This window comes from Variovorax sp. RCC_210 (assembly GCF_041355175.1).
In the GTDB taxonomy this organism is placed as follows: domain Bacteria; phylum Pseudomonadota; class Gammaproteobacteria; order Burkholderiales; family Burkholderiaceae_C; genus Variovorax.
Genome location: NZ_JBFUPJ010000010.1, coordinates 277,793 through 298,499 on the forward strand (window position 1 = coordinate 277,793; position 20,707 = coordinate 298,499).

Here is a 20,707-nt window from a genome sequence, read left to right on the forward strand (position 1 = left end):
CTAGCATTCGCCACCCTGGCCCGCCCCGGCAAGCCCGGCCGCAGGAACCCTCCGCAACGAATCCGTTCCCCCACAGCGCCATGCACCTTCAGACTTTTGTTTCCCGTACCGCCGCCCTGGCGCTGGTTGCCCTGGGCCTCGCGGCCTGCACGACGACCGACCTCAACACGCCCCGCACGGCCCCGGCGGTCACGCCGCCGGTGCAGCGCCCGGCCGCGCTGTTCGTGCGCCCCGCCGCCGGCGCCACCATCGCGCGCTTCGACGGCGTGCGCATCAAGGGCATCGACATCGCCGGCAACCTGGGCGACCCCGTGCTGTCCTCGGCCGACGGCCGCATCGTGTACGTGGGCGGCGAACTGCCGGCCTACGGCAACATGATCATCGTGAAGCACAACGAGACCTACCTGACCGCCTACGCGCACCTGCAGACCATCCTCGTGAAGGAGAACCAGGTGGTGCGCCAGGGCGAGAAGATCGGCGAAATGGGCAAGAGCAACACCGACCGCGTGAAGCTGCGCTTCGAGATCCGCAAGAACGGCACCGCAGTGAACCCCGAGCCGTACCTCAACGGCTTGCTGCAGCAGTAACCGCCCTCCCTGCTCGCACCCATGAAAAAAGCCCCATCGCTGGGGCTTTTCTATTTGTGCGCCGGGCAGCCGCTCAGTGCTGGTCGTGCAGCACCAGCTCGCGCCAGTTGGCGTCCTTGGTGCTCACGAAGGTGTACTTCACGGTCGTCGGGCCTTGCGACGGCAGGTTGAAGGTCTTCGATGCCGTGCCCGCGCTCGACGGCGCCACGTCGGCCTGGTCGTTCACGATGGCCGTGGGGTTGGCCGCCAGCTGCAGGTAGAACTCCGCGGCAAAGCCGGGGTTCAGGCCCGTGGCGCTGATGGCCAGGTCGGCATCGCCGGCGTAGTCGGCCAGCGCGGGCGTGGTGGTGAAGCTCGGGTAGCTGGCGGCCACCGCTTCGCCCAGCGTCAGCGGGCGGGCATGGAAGGCGTGCTTGTAGACGATGTCGAAGCCGCTGAACTTGGCCACCGTGGTGTTGTTGCTCTCGTAGCCCGTGAAGGTGTACTCGGGCGTGGCGGGCAGCGCGGCAATGGTTGCGTCGCTCAGGCCCGCATTGGGCAGCCCGCCGCAGTTCGAGGCCAGGTGGTAGTTGCTGTTGCCCGGCGTGCCCTGCAGCGACCAGAAGCCGCCGCTCGAAGGGCGCAGGTAGCGGATGCCTTCGGCCGGCAGGCCCGGGCCCGTGATCACCACCGACGCCACGTTGTTGCTGTTGGCGGTGTTCCGGTCTTCGATGTTGAAGTTCAGCAGCGTGCTCACGCAGCCCGTGCCCAGGTCCTTGCTCACCTGGATGCGCGGGTTCAGGTCGAGCACGCGGCCGTCGCCGCGCAGGCGCCACGCGCCGTCGGTGCCCTTCACGATCTGCATGCCCTGGTTGTTGCTGAAGGCCACGCCGTTCTTGTCGCGGTGCGTGAACTCCACGAACGCGCGCGGGCTCGTGTTGTTGCTGTCGATGGTGTAGTTGATGCGGTTGATCACCACGTCGGTGAAGCTCGCGCCCACCAGGCTGCTGTCCGTCACCGCCTCTTCGACGAACTGCTGCGCCGTGAGGTCCGAGGAACGGAAGCCGTAGGTGCCGGTGACGGGCTTGGCGCTGTCCGTGAGCAGCGGTGTCAGTTCGCCCTGCGCCGGCAGGCCGTTGGCGAACTTGCCCACGAAGTCCGACAGCACCTTGCGGATGGCCACGATGTCGTCGGCCGCGGTGCTCAGCCCGTTACCGCTCAGCGGCGTGGTGCCGGCGTCCTGCGCGGCCTTCACGGCCAGGTCGTCGGTGATCTGCTGCTGCGTGACGATGTTGGTGATGGTGGCCACGTTGGTCACCGGGTCCACGCTCACGCGCAGCACGTCGAGCGCCTTGTCCAGCGCGCTCGACAGCGGCGTGAAGGCGGTGCGCAGCAGGTCGATGCTCGCGTCCACGCCCATCGCCTGCAGCACGGGCAGCAGCTTGGCCTTCAGCGCGTCCGACTCGGCCTTGAGCTGCTCGGGCGACACGCCGGCGAAATCGCCGCTGTCGAAATACTGGTCGGCCAGGCGGCCGGCGATGTTCGCCACCACCAGGTCGGTCAGCGGCGTGATGTTGATGGTGCCGTTGGCGTCGGCGGCGGTCGCGGCCGAATGGATGACCGTGCGCTGGCCGCCCACCGTGCCTTCGGCGCGGAAGACGAAGGGGCCGGTCATGCCGGTCACGTCGATGTCGTAGTGGCCGTCCACCAGCGGCACGGTCTTGGTGGCGCCCTTGGCGTCCTTGACGGTGACGTTGCCCGACAGCGGCAGGCCGGCCGCGGCCGTGCCCGAGAACTTCGCTTCGGTGACGACGACAGGCGGGTCGGACGCCGGCGGATTGGTCGCGGGCGGGTTACCCCCGGCCACGGGGAAACCGGCAAACCCGCCACCGCCGCCTCCCCCGCCGCCGCAAGCGGCCAGCGAGACCAAAAGCGCCACCGCGCAGGCGGAGCGCGTCGTCTTGAAGAACGAATGGGGGACAGCCGGGGTTGCAGAGTTTGTTGTCATGGATGTTCGGGGGAAGAAGGGGCCTAGGGACTTGGGGAGTTAACAAAAGAATCAACTCGTAACACGAGTGTTGCAATTCTTCTGTGCCCCTCGTTCCCCCGCCATCCTGTGTTTAGAGGATGCGAGCCGCTCGCCGTTATGTCTTTGGTCCTCACAAGGACCTGACGGCGCCCTCCCTGCCTCACCCTAGAGCAGGCTCTCCGGCACCAGCGGCGCCAGCAGGTTCAGCCGCCAGCGCGCCCAGAAATCGGTCTCCGGCTCCTGGTGCAGGATGGTGTCGGCCGCGTCGCCCGAGGCCGGGCTCACCCACTCGATGGCGCCCGAGGGCCCCAGCTGCAGCTGGTACGCCCCGTCCAGCCGCATGAAACCGACCAGGCTGGTGAGCTGCTGCGCGAGCTGCGGGCTGAAGATGAAGATGCCGACCTCGGTGTTGTGCAGCATGGAGCGCGGGTCGAAGTTCATCGAGCCGATGAACACCGTGCTGCGGTCGATCACCGCCGACTTGCCGTGCAGCCGCCCGCTGGCCGAGCCGTACATGCCGAAGCGCCTGGTCTGCTCCACCCGCTTGGGGCTCAGCTCGTACAGCTCCACGCCCAGGCGCAGCATGTCGGCGCGGTAGCGGCGGTAGCCGATGTGCACCAGCGACTCGTCGGTGGCCGCCAGCGAATTGGTGACGATGGTGTAGCTCACGCCGTTGCCGCGCACCAGGCGAATCGTTTCCATGCCGCCGCGCCCCGGAATCAGGTACGGCGTGGTCTGCACGATTTCGTTCTGCGCGCCGCGCAGGTAGCGGCGCACGTTGTAGAGCACGCTGTCCCTGGCCTCGTCGGCCGGCAGGCCGCGCGCCGCCTCGGGCGCCAGCGCCTTGACGGGAGCATCGGCATAGGCCTCGGCGCGAGCCCACACCAGCTTCAGCGCGCCGGCGTCCAGGTCTTGCGCCAGCGGGTTGTTGCCCAGCAGGTCGGTGGACGCGGGCTCCTCGGGGTGCAGCTGGCCGGGGCCCGACGTGAGCCGGTCGAAGCGCTCGCGCAGCTGCAGCGGGCTTTCGCCGGTGGGCGGCACCAGCGCGCCGATGGGGTACACGTACGGGCTGTTCCAGTACATGTCGAACAGCGACGACAGCCGCGGCACCACCGCGCCGGCGACCAGCGTGTCGATGTCGATGAAGTTCGAGCCCCCGTCGCGCAGGAAGTACTCGTTGGCCATGTTGCGCCCGCCCATCACGCCGATGGTGTTGTCCACCACGTAGAGCTTGTTGTGCATGCGGCGGTGCACCCGGTCGAAATCCAGGATCGACCAGGCCCAGCGCGTGCCGAAGCGGTCGCGCCCCGCCGGAAACGGGTTGAACAGGCGCACCTCCACGTTCGGGTGCGAGGCGAAGCTGGCGAACAGCGGGTCGGCGCCGGCCGTGTACAGGTCGTCCACCAGCAGCCGCACGCGCACGCCGCGGTCGGCCGCGTCGCGCAGGGCACGCAGCAGGTAGCGGCCGGTCTCGTCGTTCTGCACCAGGTAGTACTGCACATCGATGGAGCGCTGCGCGCGGCGCGCGAGCTCGATGCGCGCGTGCAGCGAGAACTGCGGCATCGGCAGCAGCCGGAAGCCGCTGAGCGGCTCGCCCGGCGGCATGGCCGCCTGCACGAGGCGCCCGAGGGTGGTGTCCGCGCCGTTGGCGATGGCGGTGGACGGCGTGCGCTGCACATCGGTGGGCAGGCCCGCGCAGCCCGCCATGCAAAACGCGGCGATGCCCAGCAGAAGCAGACCCGCGAGGCGGCGCAACTGCAGCGATGACGGCAACAGCCACTGGAGCCACTGCGCCCTCTCCGCCCACTGGGCAGGCGAAATGTAGGCAGCCCGGCGGGTGGGGTTCGGCATGGGAGCGGGGGTGTGGAAAGAAGGCTTGAAGCGCGCGGCCCGGAAAGCTCGCGGTTTCTACCACGAGCCCCGCCAGCGCGCTGCCCCGCCGCGCGAGAACTTCAGTGCCCGCGCCCCGGCCCCCACTGCCGCACGAAATGATCGGCCCGCAGCGTGGCGCGCTCCACCGCCGAGTCCCAGGACAGCTGCTGCGTGATCACCAGCGCGCAGCGCGGAATGCCGCGCAGGCTCAGCTCGCAGATGCCGGCGTAGGTGCCGCTCGGGGTTCGCATGAGCTCGATCCAGCCCGTCCAGCCTTCTGGAACGCTGAGAGCGAGGCGGGTGCTGTCCATGATGGATTCACCATACGCCTTTTGTTTCGTAGCTTCAAGAATCTAAACCCTAAGCACTACTTATGGCCGATCCGACGGCCACGATCGGCTCCGTCCCCGCTCAGCACCGCGACATGCCCGCCCGCGCGCAGATGGGCACGAAGATGCGCGCGCCGCCGCGCTGCACCAGCAATGCCGCCGCGCCGTCGGCGGCGTCCAGCCCCTGCACCAGCGCCTCGGCGCTGTCGATGGGCTGGCCGTTGAACGCCAAAATCAGGTCGCCCGCCTGCACGCCCGCGCGCGAGGCCGCCGCGTTCACGCGCTGCACCAGCAGCCCGCCTTCCACGCGCAGATACTGCCGCTCGGCCGGCGCCAGCGGGCGCACCGCGAAGCCCAGGCGCGACGGTGCCGAAGCAGATTGCCCACCCGGGGCACCCGCTGTACCCGCTGCGCTCGCCGGCAGCCGCGGCGTGTCGAAGCCCTCCACCCGCACCTCGAGCACCTGCTCGGCGCGCTCGCGCCACACGCGCAGGCGAATCGCCTCGCCCGGCACCTGCTCGGCGATGAAGCCCAGCGCATCGGCCGCCTGCACCACCTCGCGCCCCTGCACCGAAAGAATCACGTCGCCCGGCTTCAGCCCGCCGCGCTCGGCCGCGCCGCGCGGCTCCACGTAGTTGACCAGCGCGCCCGCCGGGCGCGGCAGGCGAAAGGTGTCGGCCAGCGCCTGCCCCACCTCCTGCACCGACACGCCGATGCGCCCGCGCGTGACGGTGCCGGTGGCGAGCAGCTGGTCCTTGATGCGCATGGCCGTGTCGATGGGAATGGCGAACGACAGGCCCTGGTAGCCGCCGCTGCGGCTGTAGATGCGCGAGTTGATGCCGATCACCTCGCCGCGCAGGTTGAACAGCGGCCCGCCCGAGTTGCCGGGGTTGATGGGCACGTCGGTCTGCAGGAACTGCATGTACTCCGCGCCCGGCAGCAGCCGCCCCTTGGCGCTCACGATGCCGGCCGTGACCGAGTTGCCGAAACCGTAGGGCGAGCCGATGGCGACCACGCCGTCGCCGGGCTCCACGCCGGCCGCGTCGCCGATGCGCACCGTGGGCAGCGCGCCGGCGTCGATCTTCAGCAGCGCCACGTCGGCCACCGCGTCCAGCCCGACCAGGCGCGCGTTGAACTCGCGCCGGTCGGGCAGCTTCACGGTGATCTGCGTGCCGCGCGCCACCACGTGCGCGTTGGTGAGGATGAGCCCGTCGGCGCTCACGATGAAGCCGGTGCCCAGGCTGCTTTCGTCGGCCTCGGCCGGCGGGCGCGGCGCACCGGGCACGGGAAACAGCCAGCGATCGCTGAAGCGGCGCGCCGCGGCGGATGGCCGCTCCACGCCGATGTGCACCACGGCCGGGCCGTAAGCCTTGACGAGCTGCGAGACGCCCGAGGCTGGCCATGGCAGGGCCGCGTGAAGCGGAAGCGTGGTGGCGAGGCAGGCAAGCGCGATGCCAACCGCGCCCCAGGCGCGCGTCACGCCAACCGCGCCCCAGGCGCGCGAGTGCTTCATCGCCTCAACTGGCCGTGACGAAGCTCAGCGTCAGCTGCAGCACCATCGGCTGGCGCATGTCGCGCGGCGGCGGCTCGGCCAGCGGCTGCGCGGTGAGCAGCGCGCGCAAATCGGTGTCGGCCTGCGCGTCGCCCAGCGAGTCGAAGGCCACGCGCTCGACCTTGCCGCTGGGCGCCACCCACACGCGCACCACCACGGGCGGCGGCGGAACGGGCTGGCCTTCCTTCAGCATGCGGGCCTGCATCCACGCGTGCAGGCGCACCACGGTGTCGCTGGCCGGATCGCTGAGCGACGACTGCAACTGGTTGCCCGCCAGGTTGGCATAGCTGATCCAGTGCTGCGGCACCTGCTGCTGCGTCTGCGCGGTGGCCACCACGGGCGCGGCCGCGCTGGCCAGGCCGAGGCCGAGCCAGCCGAGCGCCAGCCGCAGGCGGCCCCAGCGAAGGGTGGGCGTGGGTTTGGAGGAAGGGTTCATGGGTCTTTCAGGAATCGGTAAAGAGCTCAGCCGCAAAGCACGCCGACCGACAGGGTCGAGGCGCGCGCGGCCGGCGATTGCTGGGGGCCCAGTTGCGGGCTGCCGCTTTCAGAAAACGCGATGTCGTGCGCCCGAAGAAAGCGCCGCACCTGCGACGCGGGCACCGCGCGCACCTGCGTGGCGCCCGTGACCGGCGAAGACGAAGCCGCGCGGCTCAGCACCATGCCCCCGGCGTGCGGCGCCGCGGCCACGCGCTCCACCACCACGCCGAGCAACAGGCCGTCGGCGCCCAGCACCGCGCTGCCGCTGGCGCCGGGCTTCACGCCCGAGAGCAGCTGCAGCCCTTCGGCGCCGGGCACGGTCATGGCGTTGCTGAGCAGGTTCGCGCGTTCGGGCAGGCGCTGCAGCACGGCGTAGGCCTCGGCGAACACGCCCACGCTGTGGGTGGGCGCGGCGTCGCCGAGCGCGAGCGTGGCGCTCAGGTAGGGCACGAGCGCGGTGCGCAGCACGGCCAGGTCCAGCTCAGGGCTCTGGGCGATCACCGTGGCCTGCGCCACGTGCGCGCCCTTGACGGCGTAGAGCGAGCGGCAGTCGGTCACCGCGTGCCGCGCGGTCAGCACGTCGCCTGCCGCGTTCAGGAAAACGCCGCTGGCGTTGGTGTCGGGCGGCGGTGCCTCGCCGGCATGCGCGGGCGCGAATGCGGCGACGAGCAGCGCAAGAACGGCAAAAGCTCTGGCGAAACTGTGGGTAAAAGCACGGGGCAACCGCAGGCAGGAAGGCAAGTGGGCGGGCGGCATAGGGAACATGGAGGCATGGGGTGCGAACGGTCGCGGGGCGTCTCCCGACAAGACGGAAACCGGCACGCCGGACTGCGCTTTGTCACAAAAATTTCATGAAAAACCGCGTGCCGCCCCGGTCCGGCAAGGCTGGCGACAATGGGCCGGATGACGCTCGCACTGTTCGACGACCCGCCGCGCGAGGCACGCGAACCCCTGGGCCCCGGCGCCTTCGTGCTCCCCGGCTTCGCCCTGCCCTTCGTCGGCGCGCTGCTGCCGGCCATCGACGCGCTCGCGCAGCGCGCCCCGTTCCGCCACCTGGTCACGCCGGGCGGCTTCACGATGTCGGTGGCGCTCACCAACTGCGGCGCGCTGGGCTGGACCAGCGACCGCCGCGGCTACCGCTACAGCGCCACCGACCCCGACAGCGGCCAGCCCTGGCCGCCGCTGCCCGACGCGTTCGCGCGACTGGCGCGCGAGGCCGCGTCGGCCGCCGGCTTCGACGGCTTCGCGCCCGATGCCTGCCTGGTCAACCGCTACGCGCCCGGCGCGCGGCTGTCGCTGCACCAGGACAAGGACGAGCACGACTACGGCGCCCCCATCGTGTCGGTGTCGCTGGGCATGCCGGCCGTGTTCCTGTTCGGCGGCCTGGCGCGCGCGGACAAGGCCGTGCGCGTGCCGCTGGTGCATGGCGACGTGGTGGTCTGGGGCGGCGAAGACCGCCTGCGCTACCACGGCGTGCTGCCGCTGAAAGACCAACCGCACCCGCTGCTGGGTGCGCTTCGCATCAACCTCACTTTCCGCAAAGCGGGCTGACACGCATGCAGACAAGCTCCACCACGGCCACCTCCGATACCCCCGGCACGCTCCCAGACAAACAACCCTCCCCCGGCGGCGCCATCCGCGCGCTGTATGCCGCGCTCTGGCACTTCGCCGAAGGTGCGCGCGGCCAGCTGCTGGGCGCCACCGCGTTGCTGGCGTGTTCGCAGCTCATCCGCCTGGCGCTGCCCTACCTGGCCGGGCAGGCCATCAACTCGCTGCAGCGCGCCGACCTGGGCGGTGCCGGCCGCTGGATCGCCACGCTGGCCGGCGTGTACGTGGGCGCCTGGGTGCTGCACGGGCCGGGCCGCATCCTGGAGCGCAACGTGGGCATGAAGGTGCGAGAGCGGCTGGCCGACGAGCTGTACGCGCGCATCGCCGCGGCGCCGCTGGCCTGGCACGACGGCCATCATTCGGGCGAGCTGCAGCACCGCGTGCACCAGGCCAGCCGCGCGCTGTCGGACTTTGCGCAGAACCAGTTCATCTGGCTCACCAACGCCGTCAACTTCGTCGGCCCGCTCGTGGCGCTGGCGCTGCTGAGCCGCACCAGCGGCCTGACGGCGCTGGCGGGCTACGTGCTGATCGGCCTGGTGATCGTGCGCATCGACCGCGCGCTCATGAAGCTCGCGCGCGCCGAGAACGACGCCGACCGCCGCTACGTGGCCGCGCTGCTCGACTTCCTGGGCAATGCATCGACCGTGATCGGGCTGCGCCTGCAGGGCGCGTCGCGCCTGTTGCTGCGCCGTCGCATGGCGGCCATTTCGCTGCCGCTGAAGCGCACGGTGGTGCTCAACGAGGGCAAGTGGTTCGCGGTCGACCTGATGGGGCTGGCGCTGACCTGGGGGCTGGTGGTGGTCTATGTGTGGCAGGCGCGCGCGCCGGGCCAGGCGGTGATGCTGGGGGCCGTGTTCATGATCTACCAGTACGCGCAGCAGGCCGCGGGCGTGGTCACCTCGGTGGCGGCCAACTTCAGCTTCTTCGCGCGCATGCACACCGACTACAGCAGCGCCGAACCGATCTGGCGCGCGCCCTCGGGCGACGTGCTGGCGACGCCGCCCGAGCAGGTGCCCGAGCGCGAGCGCATCGTGGCCGATGCGCAGTGGCACCAGCTCGACATCCAGAACCTGCAGTGGCGCTATGCCGCGCGCGGCGAGGTGCCGGTGCCCATGCCCCTGCCCACGCTTGACATCGCAAACGGCAACGGCGGTGGCAACGGCGCCGAGCCCGCGCGCAGCGGCCTGCATGAGGTGATGCTCACGCTGCGCCGCGGCCAGCGCGTGGCGCTGGTGGGCCCCAGCGGCGGCGGCAAGAGCACGCTGCTGCGCGTGCTGGCGGGGCTGTACCCGCCGGGCAGCGGCACGCTGCTGTTCGACGGCCAGCCGATGGACTGGGCCCAGCTGCGCCGCCTGGCCACGCTCATTCCGCAGGAAACCGAGCTGTTCGAGGCCAGCATCCGCGAGAACCTCGCGTTCGGCCAGCCGCGCGACGACGCGCTGCTGCTGTCGGCGCTGCACACCAGCACCTTCGACGAGGTGCTCAAGGCCAACCACGGCAACCTGGACACGGCCGTGTCCGAGCGCGGCTTCAACCTGTCGGGCGGGCAGCGCCAGCGGCTGTGCCTGGCGCGCGGCGTGCTCGCGGCGCAGGGCAGCTCGCTGCTGCTGCTCGACGAGCCCACCAGCGCGCTCGACGCCAACACCGAGGCCCGCGTGCTCGCGCGCATCGCCGAGGCGTTTCCCGATGCCTGCGTGATCGCGTCGATCCACCGGCTGAGCCTGCTGGAGCGCTTCGACACCGTGGTGCTGATGGAGGCCGGCCGCGTGCTCGACCACGGCCCGCGCGACGCGGTGCTGGCGCGCCAGCCGCTGCTGCAGCGCATGGCGGCGCGCGCTGGTGGGCACACCTGACCGGCAGGTGGCGCGCTAAGGAAGGTTCTCGCGAAAGATCACCTGGCTGCGCGTGGTCTCCACCCCGCTCAGCGCCTCGCGCTTGTCCCGCAGGTTGGTGAAGATGCGCACGCAGTTCATCAGCGTGGTGTGCGGGCTCTGGGTGATCACCGCGTCCATGCTGCCGTCGATCAGCAGCGCGCGCGTGTCGGGCGTGAGCCCGTGGCCGATGAAGACCACCTTCTGCTCGCGCCCCGCCTCCTTCAGCGCGCGCGCCACGCCGTCCGACGCGCCGCCGATGTTGTAGATGCCGCCCATGTCCGGGTGCTGCTCGAGCAGCGCGCGCGTCTGGCGATGGTTCTTGTCGGCGTCGTCCTGCCCTTCGCGCAGGCCCACCACCTCCAGCCGCGGGAACATCTCGTCGATGACGTGCAGGAAGCCGGCCTCGCGCTCCTCGTGCGCCTTGTAGCTCAGGCTGCCCGCGATGAGCGCCACCTTGGCCGTGCGCGCGCCGATGAAGCGGCCGATGAGGTAGCCCGCGGTGCGGCCTGCCGCGCGGTTGTCCAGCCCCACGAAGGCCGCGCGCCCGGAGTTCGACAGGTCTGAAATGAGCGTGACCACCGGCAGCCCGCGCGCCGCCAGCGCGGCCACGGCCTCGCGCACCGCCGGGTGCTCCAGCGCCATCATCGCGATGCCGTCGCAGCGCTGGCCGTGGCGGCGCAGCGCGTCGGCCAGTTCGTGCGGGTTGAAGCTCTCGATGAACACCGTGCGGCACTGCACGTTGAACGGCGCCCAGTGCTCCTGCGAGTAGCCCACCATGTCCCCCAGCATGCGAATGAAGCGGTTGGTGCCCGCCGGCAGAAGGAACACCAGGCGCAGCGGCGGCGGCGTGAGCGCGGCGTACAGCGCGGGGCCCGGCAGGTAGTCGAGCTCGCCGGCGGCCTTGAGCACGCGCTGCACCGTGGCGTCGCGCACGCCGGGGCGGCGGTTGAGCACGCGGTCGACGGTGGCGGTGGAGACCTGCGCGGCGCGGGCGATGTCGACCACGCGCGCACGGCGTGCGTCGCGGGCGGAATCCGCAGGCGCCCCGGAAGGCTCAGGAACGAGTGAAGGGTTTTCCCGCATACATCAAAAACCATCAGCCAGAAGTTTGACCCGGATCATGCATGCTTTTATCTTCGCTGGGCCTTGAAGCCCATGGTGCATCAGATTGCATCAATTGCATAACGGAGACAGACATGACACCGCCGAACCGCATGAACCGCCGCGGCGCCCTGCGCGCCCTTTCCGCCCTCCCCGCCGCCGGCATCGTCACGGCCGTGCCGCGCATCGCGCGCGCCGCCGAGTTCTCGTACAAGTACGGCAACAACCTGCCGCTGACGCACCCGCTGAACATCCGCGCGCAAGAGGCGGCCGACCGCATCGCCAAGGAAACCAAGGGCCGCGTCGAGATCAAGATCTTTCCCAACAACCAGCTCGGCGGCGACACCGACATGCTGGCGCAGGTGCGCTCGGGCGGCATCGAGTTCTTCACGCCCTCGGCGCTGGTCATTGCCACGCTGGTGCCGGTGGCGGCCATCAACGCGGTGGGCTTTGCCTTCAACGACTACGCCCAGGTGTGGGGCGCCATGGACGGCAAGCTGGGCGCGCACGTGCGCGGCGCCATCGCCAAGTCGCGCCTGTACGCCTTCGAGAAGATGTGGGACAACGGCTTTCGCCAGACCACCAGCAGCAAGGCCGCCGTGGCCAGCTCGAAGGACATGGACGGCCTGAAGATCCGCGTGCCCGTGAGCCCGCTGTCGATCTCCATGTTCAAGGGCCTGGGCGCCGCGCCCGCCAGCCTGCAGTTCAGCGAGGTGTACTCCGCGCTGCAGACGAAGATCGTCGACGCGCAGGAAAACCCGCTGCCCATCATCCAGGTGGCCAAGCTGTTCGAGGTGCAGAAGTTCTGCTCGCTCACCAACCACATCTGGGACGGCTACTGGTTCATCGCCAACGGCCGCGCCTGGGACGCGCTGCCCGACGACCTGAAGACCATCGTGGCGCGCGCCATCAACGACGCCGGCATGCAGCAGCGCGAAGACATCAAGAGGCTCAACGAATCGGTCGTGGGCGACCTGCAGGCCAAGGGCCTCACCATCAACCGCCCCACCGCCGACAGCTTTCGCGCCAAGCTGCGCGAGTCGGGCTTCTACGGCGAGTGGAAGGGGCGCTTCGGCCCCGAGGCCTGGGCGTTGCTCGAAGGCACCGTCGGCAAGCTGGCCTGAGCGGCCATGGTGCATGAATCGACTTTCGAGGCGGCCGCCTTCGCGAGCGGCGGCGCGTCGGCCAACCCGCTGAGCGGCATCGCCTCGCGCGCCGACCGCGTGCTCGGCGGCGCCGTGGAGGCGGTGGCCGCGCTGCTGGTGCTGGCCGAGATCTGCGTGCTGTTCGCGGGCGTGGTGTCGCGCTATGTGTTCCATGCGCCGCTGGTGTGGTCGGACGAGCTCGCGTCCATCCTCTTTCTCTGGCTGTCGATGCTGGGCGCCGTGGTGGCGCTGCGCCGCGGCGAGCACATGCGCATGACCGCGCTGCTGCAGAAGGTGAAGCCTTCCACGCGCGCCATGCTCGACGCCTTCGCCATCGCGGCGTCGGTCGCGTTCCTGGTGCTGATCATCTGGCCCTCGATCGACTACGCGCACGAAGAGTCGTTCATCGTCACGCCCGCGCTGGAGGTCAGCAACGCCTGGCGCGCTGCCGCAATTCCAGCGGGCATCGGCATCATGCTGGCGATGGCGCTGCTGCGCCTGCTGCGCGTGTGCACCGGCCGGCAGATCGCGGTGGCGGTGCTCGGCATGGCCGCGCTGGTGGGCGCCTTCTGGCTGGCGGCGCCGCTGTTCGCCACGCTGGGCAAGTTCAACCTGGTGGTGTTCTTCGTGGTCGTGGTGGCGGCCACGGTGCTGTCGGGCGTGCCCATCGCGTTCTCGTTCGCGCTGGCCACCTTCGGCTACCTGGCGCTCACCACGCGCACGCCGCTGCTGGTGATGGTGGGGCGGCTCGACGAAGGCATGTCGCACCTCATCCTGCTGGCGGTGCCGCTGTTCATCTTCCTGGGCGCGCTGATCGAGATGACGGGCATGGCGCGCGCCATGATCCAGTTCCTGGCCAGCCTGCTGGGGCATGTGCGCGGCGGGCTCTCTTATGTGCTCATCGGCGCCATGTACCTGGTGTCGGGCATCTCGGGCTCCAAGATCGCCGACATGGCGGCCATTGCGCCCGTGCTGTTCCCCGAGATGGTCAAGCGCGGCGCCAAGCCCGGCGACCTGGTGGCGCTGCTGTCGGCCACGGGCGCGCAGACCGAGACCATTCCGCCGTCGATCGTGCTCATCACCATCGGCTCGGTCACCGGCATTTCGATTGCCGCGCTGTTCACCGGCGGCCTGTTGCCCGCCGTGGTGCTGGGCGCCGCGCTGTGCGTGGTCGTGTGGTGGCGCTACCGCCGCGAAGACCTGAGCGGCGTGCAGCGCTACAGCAAGCGCGAGATCGGCAAGCTGCTGCTGGTCGCGCTGCCGGCGGTGCTGCTGCCCTTCGTCATTCGCGCGGCCGTGGTCGAGGGCGTGGCCACGGCCACCGAGGTGTCGACCATCGGCATCGTGTACTCGGCCGTGGTCGGGCTGGTGGTGTACCGGCAGTTCGACTGGAAGCGGCTCAAGCCGATGCTGATCGACACCGCCTCGCTGTCGGGCGCCATCATCTTCATCGTCGGTTGCGCCACGGCCATGGCGTGGGGCCTCACGCAGTCGGGCTTCTCGCAGGACCTGGCGCGCGTGATGGGCGCGCTGCCCGGCGGGGCCTACGGCTTCCTGGCGGTGTCGGTCGTCGCGTTCATCGTGCTGGGCAGCGTGCTCGAGGGCATTCCGGCCATCGTGCTGTTCGGGCCGCTGCTGTTCCCCATTGCCAAGGCCGCGGGCGTGCACGAGGTGCACTACGCCATGGTGGTCATCTTCTCGATGGGCATCGGCCTGTTCGCGCCGCCTTTCGGGGTGGGCTACTACGGCGCCTGCGCCGTGAGCAAGGTCAACCCCGACGAGGGCATCCGCCACATCTGGGGCTACATCGGCGCGATGCTGGTGGGCCTGGTGATCGTGGCCGCGTTTCCGTGGTTCTCGACCGGCTTCCTCAAGTTCTGAACACAACAACACACTCACATCACCGGAGCCAACCGCAATGAGTCGATTCCTCGGCGAGATCCGCCAGCTGGGCTATGTCGTGCACGACATCGAAGCCGCCATGGACTACTGGAGCACCACGCTCGGCGTGGGCCCCTGGTTCTACAACCCCAAGGTGCCCATCAAGAACTACCGCTACAAGGGCGAGGCCCACGAGCCGCACAACTCGGTGGCGCTGGCCAACTCGGGCTATGTGCAGGTCGAGCTCATACAGACGCGCAACGACGTGCCCTCGATGTACCGCGACTTCCTGCAGGCCGGGCGCACCGGGCTGCAGCACGTGGCCTACTGGACCGCCGACTACGACGCCGACCTGGCGCGCCTCACCGCGCAGGGCTTCAAGCCCGTGATGAGCGGCGAGGTGGGCGAGCGCGGCCGCTTCATCTACTTCGACACCGAGTACCACCCGGGCACCGTCATCGAGCTGTCGGAGGTCGCGGGCCCCAAGGGCAAGATGTTCGACCTGATTCGCAGCGCCTCCGAAGGCTGGGACGGCAGCGAGCCCGTGCGGCCCTTTCCGGACCTGAGCAGGCTGTGAGCACCGTGGTGACCGAACGCATCCAGCACATCCACGCGCGTTACCTGATCGAGACCCCGCACGACCCGGCCGCCGTGGCCGAGGTGATGGCGGGCGAACAGTCGTGCGGCACCTTCACCCGCGTGGAGGGAGAGACCGATGCGCTGCGCGCGCGGGCACGCGCCACGGTCGAGGCCATCACGGAGCTCGCGCCGGCATCCAGCCCGTCGCTGCCCAACGCCCTGCTGGAGCGCAAGGGAACGAAGGGGCCGTGGCGGCGCGCGCATGTGGACATCGCGTTTCCGGTGGCGAACATCGGCGCCAACCTGCCGACGCTGGCGGCCACCGTGTCGGGCAACCTGTACGACCTGGGCGAGGTGACGGGCCTGCGGCTCGAGTCGCTGCAGGTGCCGGCCGCGTACCGCGCGCGGTTCGACATGCCGCGCGCGGGCATCGCCGGCACGCGCAGCGCGACCGGCGTGGCGAGCGGCGCGCTGGTGGGCACCATCCTCAAGCCGAACGTCGGGCTTTCAGCGTCGGAGACGGCCGAGCTGGTCGGCCGGCTCTGCGCCGCGGGCGTGGACTTCATCAAGGACGACGAGGTCTGCGCCGACCCCGCGCACGCACCCCTGGCCGAGCGGGTGCCGGCGGTGATGGCGGTGGTGCGCGACCACCAGCAGCGCACCGGCAAGCACGTGATGGTGGCCTTCAACATCACCGACGAAACCGACGCCATGAAGCGCCACGCCGACCTGGTCGAGCGCGAAGGCGGCTCCTGCGTGATGGCCAGCCTGAACTGGTGCGGCCACTCGGGCATGCAGACGCTGCGGCGCCACACCGGCCTGGCGCTGCACGGGCACCGCAACGGCTACGGTGCGCTGTCGCGGCACCCGCTGCTGGGCATTTCCTTTCAGGCGTACCAGGTGCTGTGGCGGCTCGCGGGTGTGGACCACATGCATGTGCACGGGCTGCAGGGCAAGTTCTCGCAGCCCGACAGCGAGGTGACCGAATCGGCGCGCGATTGCTACACGCCACTCACCGACGCAGTGGACGACCGCGTGATGCCGGCCTTTTCTTCGGGCCAATGGGCCGGCACCGTGCCCGCCACGTGGCAGGCCATCGGCAGCGACGACCTGCTCTTCATGGCCGGCGGCGGCATCCTCGCGCACCCCGACGGCGCGGCCGCGGGCGTCACCAGCATCCGGCAGGCATGGTCGGCCGCGCGCGCGGGCGTGCCGCTGGCCGAGGCAGCCAGGGAACAGCCCGAACTGGCGCGCGCCCTCGCCTTCTTCGGCAAGCCATGAGCCCTGAGAAACAGAGCACCGCCAAACCGGGCCCCGCCGTCGTCTACTACGGCGACGACTTCACCGGCGCGACCGACACCCTGGGCAGCGCCGCGCGCGCGGGGCTGCGGGCGCTGCTGTTCCTGAAGACGCCCGACGCCGCGCGCCTGGACCACGTAGGCCCGCTCGACGTGCTGGGCATCGCGGGCGCCGCGCGCGCGATGACGCCCGACGCCATGCAGGCCGAGCTGCGCCCCGTGGCCACCCTGTTCCGCTCGCTGGGCGCGCGCGTGCTGCACTACAAGACCTGCTCGACCTTCGACAGCGCGCCGCACATCGGCTCCATCGGCGCCGCCGTGCGCGTGCTGCGCGCGGCCGTCGAGCAGCCCTGGACCGCCATCGTCGGCGGCCAGCCCAACCTGGGCCGCTACTGCCTCTTCGGCAACCTGTTCGCCACGGCGGGCAGCGGCGGCGAGGTGTTCCGCATCGACCGCCACCCCACCATGAGCCGCCATCCCGTCACGCCGATGGACGAAGCCGACCTGCGGCTGCACCTGGCGAAACAGGGGCTGGCGGATGTGTGCTCGGTGCCGTACACCGCCGCGTCGCGCGGCGGCGAGGCGTTGGCGACCGCGCTGAGGCAGGCGCTGCATTCGCCGCCGGCGGATGCGGTGCTGTTCGACGTGGCGGACGCATCGCAGCTCGCGGCCATCGGCGAAGTGCTGTGGGCGCGCGCGCAGGCTTCGACGCTGCTGGCCGTGGGGCCGAGCAGCGTGGTGGATGCGCTGGCGATGGCGATGGCGATGCCTGCGTCGCGCGAAGAGAACAACGCCGCATCGACTGCGCACGCGCACGCGCATGCGCATGCCGGCGTGGCACCCGCGCAAGGCCCCGTGCTCGTGCTGGCGGGCAGCCTCTCGCCCGTGACCGCGCGGCAGGTCGCGGCGGCGCAGTCCTTCGACATCGTGTGGCTCGATGCGCAGAAGCTGGCGCAGCGCGACGCCGCGGCGTTAAACGATCACGCGGATGCGATCACGCGAAGCCTCGCGCTCGGCCACAACGTGCTCGCTTGCACCCGTTCGCCCAACGCGTCGCCGCAAGGCAACGCACTCGACGCGCAGGCGCTCGCGCGTGCCGGCGGCGATCTGCTGGCGAAGGTGCTGGCCACCACGCCGCTGAAGCGCATCGGCGTGGCCGGCGGCGACACCTCCAGCCACGGCGTGCAGGCGCTGGACGCCTGGGCGCTGTCCTATGTCGCCGACATGGGCGCCGGCGCCTCGCTGTGCCGCGTGCACAGCGACGATGCGAGGCTCGACGGCATGGAGGTCATGCTGAAGGGCGGGCAGATGGGGGCGGTGGATGTGTTCGAGCGGCTGGTGCATGGCGCGGCCTAGCCGGCGCCATCGGCAGGCGCCACCTTCGCGCCCACCGCGTGCGCAATGAAATTGCGCACCAGCGCCGACGTTTCCCCCCGCCGATAGGCCAGCGTCAGCCGCGTCACCGGCGGCTTGCCCTCGATCGGCCGGTACACCACCCCGTTCACCTGCAGCTGCGCCATCGACGCAGGCACCACCGACACGCCCAGCTCCGCCGCCACCAGCGTCACCACCGAGCCGATCTGCGGTGCAGACTGCCCCAGCACCGGCTCGAAGCCCGCCTTGCGGCAGGCCGACACCACGGTGTCGAACAGCGTGGGCCCGACGGCGCGCGGCGTCATGACGAAGGCATCGCCGCGCAGCCGGCGCAGGTCCACCGCCTGCGCGCTGGCGGCCGGGTGCCGCAGCGGCAGCACCGCGACCATCTGCTCCTCGGACACCAGCCTGAACTGCAGGCCGTCGCTGCCCACCGAGCCCGGCCGCAAGAAGGCCGCGTCGAAGTCGCCCTCGCGCACGCCGGTGCCCAGCCGCGTGGTGTTCGACTCTTCCAGCGTCAGGTCGACCACCGGGTAGGCGCGGCGAAACGACCGAATGGCCGCGGGCACGGCCGGGTTGAAGATGGCCGAGCCGGTCATGCCGATGCGCAGCGCGCCCAGCTCGCCGCGCGCGCCGCGCTGCGCCGCCTGCAGCGCCTTCTCGGCCTGCAGGGGAATGGCCTGCACGTTCTCCAGGAAGGCCTGCCCCGCCGTGGTCAGCTCCGCGCCGTGCGGCACGCGCCGGAACAGCTGCGCGCCCACCTCGGCCTCCAGGTCCTTGATCTGCTGGCTCAGCGGCGGCTGGCCGATGCCCACGCGGGCCGCGGCGCGCGTGAAGTTGCGTTCTTCTGCAACGGCCAGAAAGTAGCGGATGTGGCGCAGTTCCATGGGTATCTGTGAAAGGTATGGTGTTCAGCTGTGCCATATATTGGACTGGAGTGCCAGCAAGGCGTCAAATTGGGCCATGTCTTCTCCTGCTTCCCCGGCGCCCTTCTCTGCACCATCCTCGGCGCCTTCCACGTTGGTCACCCGCGGCTCCGACGCCTACCGCCGCATCGCCTTCGCGCTGTTCCTCGCCGGCTTCGCCACCTTCTCGCTGCTGTACTGCGTGCAGCCCCTGCTGCCGGTGTTCACGCAGGAGTTCGGCGTGAGCCCCGCGCAAAGCTCGCTGTCGCTCTCGCTCTCCACCGGCTTCCTGGCGCTGGCCATCCTGTGCGCCAGCGCGCTCTCCGAGGCGCTGGGCCGGCGCGGCCTGATGTTCGCGTCGATGTGCGGCGCATCAGTGCTCACGGTGGTCGTGGCCTTTGCGCCCAGCTGGCACAGCCTGCTGGTGGCCCGCGCAGTCGAGGGGCTGGTGCTCGGCGGCGTGCCGGCGGTGGCCATGGCCTACCTGGCCGAAGAGATCCACCCCGACGGCCTGGGCTTCGCCATGGGCCTCTACGTGGGCGGCACGGCCTTCGGCGGCATGGCCGGCCGCGTGGGCATCGGCGTGCTCGCCGAGATGACCTCGTGGCGCATCGCGATGGCCACCATCGGCGCCATCGGCCTGCTGGCCGCCATCGGCTTCGTGCTGCTGCTGCCGGCCTCGCGCCACTTCGTGCGCCGCACCGGCTTCGCGCCCCGGCGCCACATCGGCCACTGGCTCTCGCACCTGCGCAACCGCGGCATGGCCTCGCTCTTCATGATCGGCTTCCTGGTGATGGGCGCCTTCGTCACCGTCTACAACTACGCCGGCTTCCGCCTGATGGCGCCGCCGTACGACCTGAGCCAGACGCAGGTGAGCGTGCTGTTCACGGTCTACATCTTCGGCATCGTCGCCTCGTCGATGGCCGGCGCCATGGCCGACCGCCTCGGCCGCAGGCCGGTGCTGGTCACGGGCATCGTGGTGGCCGGCCTCGGCGTGCTCGCGACCTTGCTGCACGCGCTTGCGGGCATGGCGCTGGGCGTGGTGTTGCTGACGGTGGGTTTCTTCATCGCGCACTCGGTGGCCAGCGGCTGGGTCGGCCGCATGGCCTCGCAGGCCAAGGGCCACGCGGCCTCGCTGTACCTGCTGGCGTACTACGCGGGCTCGAGCGTGATGGGGTCGATGGGCGGCTGGGCCTGGGCGCACGGCGGATGGCCCGCCGTCGCCGGGTTCACCGGCGCGCTGCTGGCGGCGGCGTTGGTGCTCGCATGGAACGTGGAGCGAGCCGCGCAGGGCAAGACGGCGAATGCAGGCGCACCCGCCGGGGGTTGACCAGGCCTAGGCCTCACCTTGCCCGTCGCCCGTGCGGTCGTGCACCCACCGCACGGCCTGCTGCTCCGCGTGGCGCAGCGCCTCGGCCTCGGTGCCGTAGGAAGCGTTCTCGGTGTCGTCGGGCAGTTGCGTGTCTTCGCCGTCCGGCGTGGGCGAGCGGCACACCACCACAGGCCTGTAGGTCTGGTCGTCGAGCCGTTCGGCACGGCACAGAAAGAACCGCCCCCGGTAGGTGAAGGTGGTGAGGCGTTCTTCGATGGCGGGTGTCTGGGTTTCCATGGCGCGGTTCCTTGATTCAAAGTTGTCATTCAATCTGCGCCCCCGCCGTGCAGGGTCGTGTGAGAGACGGCCCACGCTGCGCGTCGGCAATGAAGCACCTGCAACCTGCTGTCGCGTGGCTTAGCGTCACCTCATGCAAGACCTTCTCTCGCTCATTCAATGGCCGGCCTTCGCCGCTTCTGTCGCTGCAGCATGGCTCGTGGCGTCGCGAGAAAAGTCCAGGCGCAACCTCGGGTTCTGGATCTTCCTGCTGAGCAATGTGCTATGGGTCGCCTGGGGCCTGCATACCCGCGCGTGGGCCCTGATCGCGCTGCAGGTCTGTCTTGCGGCGCTCAACATTCGCGGTTTGTTCAAGACCGAAGACAAGTAAGTCGGCGTGAGTACACCGACAGCGTGCCCAAGTGAACAGGGCGTCGGGTGCTTCCCGCAGCGAAATGAATGCAAAGGGACTTCTCGCTTCCTGGTCACGGTATCGAGTACCAAGATTGATGTGCGAAGTCAATCTGCA

19 protein-coding genes are annotated in these 20,707 nt (G+C 70.3%); 10 read left to right on the top strand and 9 right to left on the bottom strand.

Features of this window, described 5'->3' with window-relative positions; genetic code table 11:
• Positions 1–80 precede the first annotated feature (80 nt).
• Complete coding sequence (locus AB6807_RS26105) at positions 81–587, top strand: murein hydrolase activator EnvC (RefSeq protein ID WP_371086816.1); 507 nt, start codon at positions 81–83, stop codon at positions 585–587.
• Between the two features lie 73 nt (positions 588–660).
• On the opposite strand, the gene AB6807_RS26110 is transcribed toward AB6807_RS26105, so the two are convergent.
• The 6 genes from AB6807_RS26110 to AB6807_RS26135 all read right to left on the bottom strand — a co-directional run bounded on the left by AB6807_RS26110 (position 661) and on the right by AB6807_RS26135 (position 7,548).
• Positions 661–2,574 carry a hypothetical protein gene (locus AB6807_RS26110; protein WP_371086817.1) on the bottom strand — a complete coding sequence of 638 codons (1,914 nt, stop codon included), beginning with the start codon at positions 2,572–2,574 and terminating at the stop codon, positions 661–663.
• 186 nt (positions 2,575–2,760) lie between these two features.
• Positions 2,761–4,446, bottom strand: coding sequence for a phospholipase D family protein (locus AB6807_RS26115; RefSeq protein WP_371086818.1), 1,686 nt, complete (start codon positions 4,444–4,446; stop codon positions 2,761–2,763).
• 101 nt (positions 4,447–4,547) lie between these two features.
• Positions 4,548–4,778: a hypothetical protein gene (locus AB6807_RS26120; RefSeq protein WP_116907148.1), complete on the bottom strand. Its 231-nt coding sequence runs from the start codon at positions 4,776–4,778 to the stop codon at positions 4,548–4,550.
• A 100-nt stretch (positions 4,779–4,878) separates the two neighbouring features.
• The gene (locus tag AB6807_RS26125; protein WP_371086820.1) at positions 4,879–6,309 is read right to left on the bottom strand and encodes a trypsin-like peptidase domain-containing protein; all 1,431 of its coding nucleotides are present in this window, start codon (positions 6,307–6,309) and stop codon (positions 4,879–4,881) included.
• Positions 6,310–6,313: 4 nt separating this feature from the next.
• Positions 6,314–6,784, bottom strand: coding sequence for a YbaB/EbfC family DNA-binding protein (locus AB6807_RS26130; protein ID WP_371086821.1), 471 nt, complete (start codon positions 6,782–6,784; stop codon positions 6,314–6,316).
• A 26-nt stretch (positions 6,785–6,810) separates the two neighbouring features.
• Positions 6,811–7,548, bottom strand: a complete 738-nt coding sequence (locus tag AB6807_RS26135) for a serine protease (RefSeq protein WP_371086822.1) — start codon at positions 7,546–7,548, stop codon at positions 6,811–6,813.
• 180 nt (positions 7,549–7,728) lie between these two features.
• Between AB6807_RS26135 and alkB the strand changes: the two genes are divergently transcribed.
• Positions 7,729–8,376 (top strand): DNA oxidative demethylase AlkB, encoded by a 648-nt coding sequence (gene alkB, locus AB6807_RS26140; RefSeq protein WP_371086823.1) that lies wholly within the window; start codon positions 7,729–7,731, stop codon positions 8,374–8,376.
• Between the two features lie 5 nt (positions 8,377–8,381).
• On the top strand, positions 8,382–10,286 hold the full coding sequence (locus AB6807_RS26145; RefSeq protein ID WP_371086824.1) for an ABC transporter ATP-binding protein: 1,905 nt from the start codon (positions 8,382–8,384) through the stop codon (positions 10,284–10,286).
• Positions 10,287–10,301: 15 nt separating this feature from the next.
• On the opposite strand, the gene AB6807_RS26150 is transcribed toward AB6807_RS26145, so the two are convergent.
• Positions 10,302–11,390, bottom strand: coding sequence for a LacI family DNA-binding transcriptional regulator (locus AB6807_RS26150; protein ID WP_371086825.1), 1,089 nt, complete (start codon positions 11,388–11,390; stop codon positions 10,302–10,304).
• Between the two features lie 113 nt (positions 11,391–11,503).
• On the opposite strand from AB6807_RS26150, the gene AB6807_RS26155 reads away from it, so the two are divergent.
• Genes AB6807_RS26155 through AB6807_RS26175 form a run of 5 tightly spaced genes read left to right on the top strand, consistent with a single transcriptional unit; the run spans position 11,504 to position 17,667 of the window.
• Positions 11,504–12,532, top strand: coding sequence for a TRAP transporter substrate-binding protein (locus tag AB6807_RS26155; protein WP_371086827.1), 1,029 nt, complete (start codon positions 11,504–11,506; stop codon positions 12,530–12,532).
• A gap of 6 nt (positions 12,533–12,538) precedes the next feature.
• Positions 12,539–14,434: a TRAP transporter large permease subunit gene (locus tag AB6807_RS26160; protein WP_371086828.1), complete on the top strand. Its 1,896-nt coding sequence runs from the start codon at positions 12,539–12,541 to the stop codon at positions 14,432–14,434.
• Positions 14,435–14,471: 37 nt separating this feature from the next.
• Positions 14,472–15,011 carry a VOC family protein gene (locus AB6807_RS26165; RefSeq protein WP_371086830.1) on the top strand — a complete coding sequence of 180 codons (540 nt, stop codon included), beginning with the start codon at positions 14,472–14,474 and terminating at the stop codon, positions 15,009–15,011.
• An 8-nt stretch (positions 15,012–15,019) separates the two neighbouring features.
• Positions 15,020–16,294 carry a ribulose-bisphosphate carboxylase large subunit family protein gene (locus AB6807_RS26170; protein ID WP_371086831.1) on the top strand — a complete coding sequence of 425 codons (1,275 nt, stop codon included), beginning with the start codon at positions 15,020–15,022 and terminating at the stop codon, positions 16,292–16,294.
• Positions 16,291–17,667, top strand: a complete 1,377-nt coding sequence (locus AB6807_RS26175; protein WP_371086832.1) for a four-carbon acid sugar kinase family protein — start codon at positions 16,291–16,293, stop codon at positions 17,665–17,667. Before AB6807_RS26170 ends, AB6807_RS26175 begins: the two co-directional genes overlap by 4 nt.
• On the opposite strand, the gene AB6807_RS26180 is transcribed toward AB6807_RS26175, so the two are convergent.
• On the bottom strand, positions 17,664–18,572 hold the full coding sequence (locus AB6807_RS26180; protein WP_371086833.1) for a LysR family transcriptional regulator: 909 nt from the start codon (positions 18,570–18,572) through the stop codon (positions 17,664–17,666). The genes AB6807_RS26175 and AB6807_RS26180 overlap by 4 nt on opposite strands.
• A 76-nt stretch (positions 18,573–18,648) precedes the next feature.
• Here AB6807_RS26180 and AB6807_RS26185 point away from each other — a divergent pair, with 76 nt between their 5' ends.
• Positions 18,649–19,920, top strand: coding sequence for an MFS transporter (locus AB6807_RS26185; RefSeq protein WP_371086834.1), 1,272 nt, complete (start codon positions 18,649–18,651; stop codon positions 19,918–19,920).
• Between the two features lie 6 nt (positions 19,921–19,926).
• On the opposite strand, the gene AB6807_RS26190 is transcribed toward AB6807_RS26185, so the two are convergent.
• Entirely contained in the window at positions 19,927–20,199 is a 273-nt protein-coding gene (locus AB6807_RS26190) for a hypothetical protein (RefSeq protein ID WP_116907136.1), read from the bottom strand.
• A 133-nt stretch (positions 20,200–20,332) separates the two neighbouring features.
• Here AB6807_RS26190 and AB6807_RS26195 point away from each other — a divergent pair, with 133 nt between their 5' ends.
• Positions 20,333–20,569, top strand: coding sequence for a hypothetical protein (locus tag AB6807_RS26195; protein WP_371086835.1), 237 nt, complete (start codon positions 20,333–20,335; stop codon positions 20,567–20,569).
• Positions 20,570–20,707 lie beyond the last annotated feature (138 nt).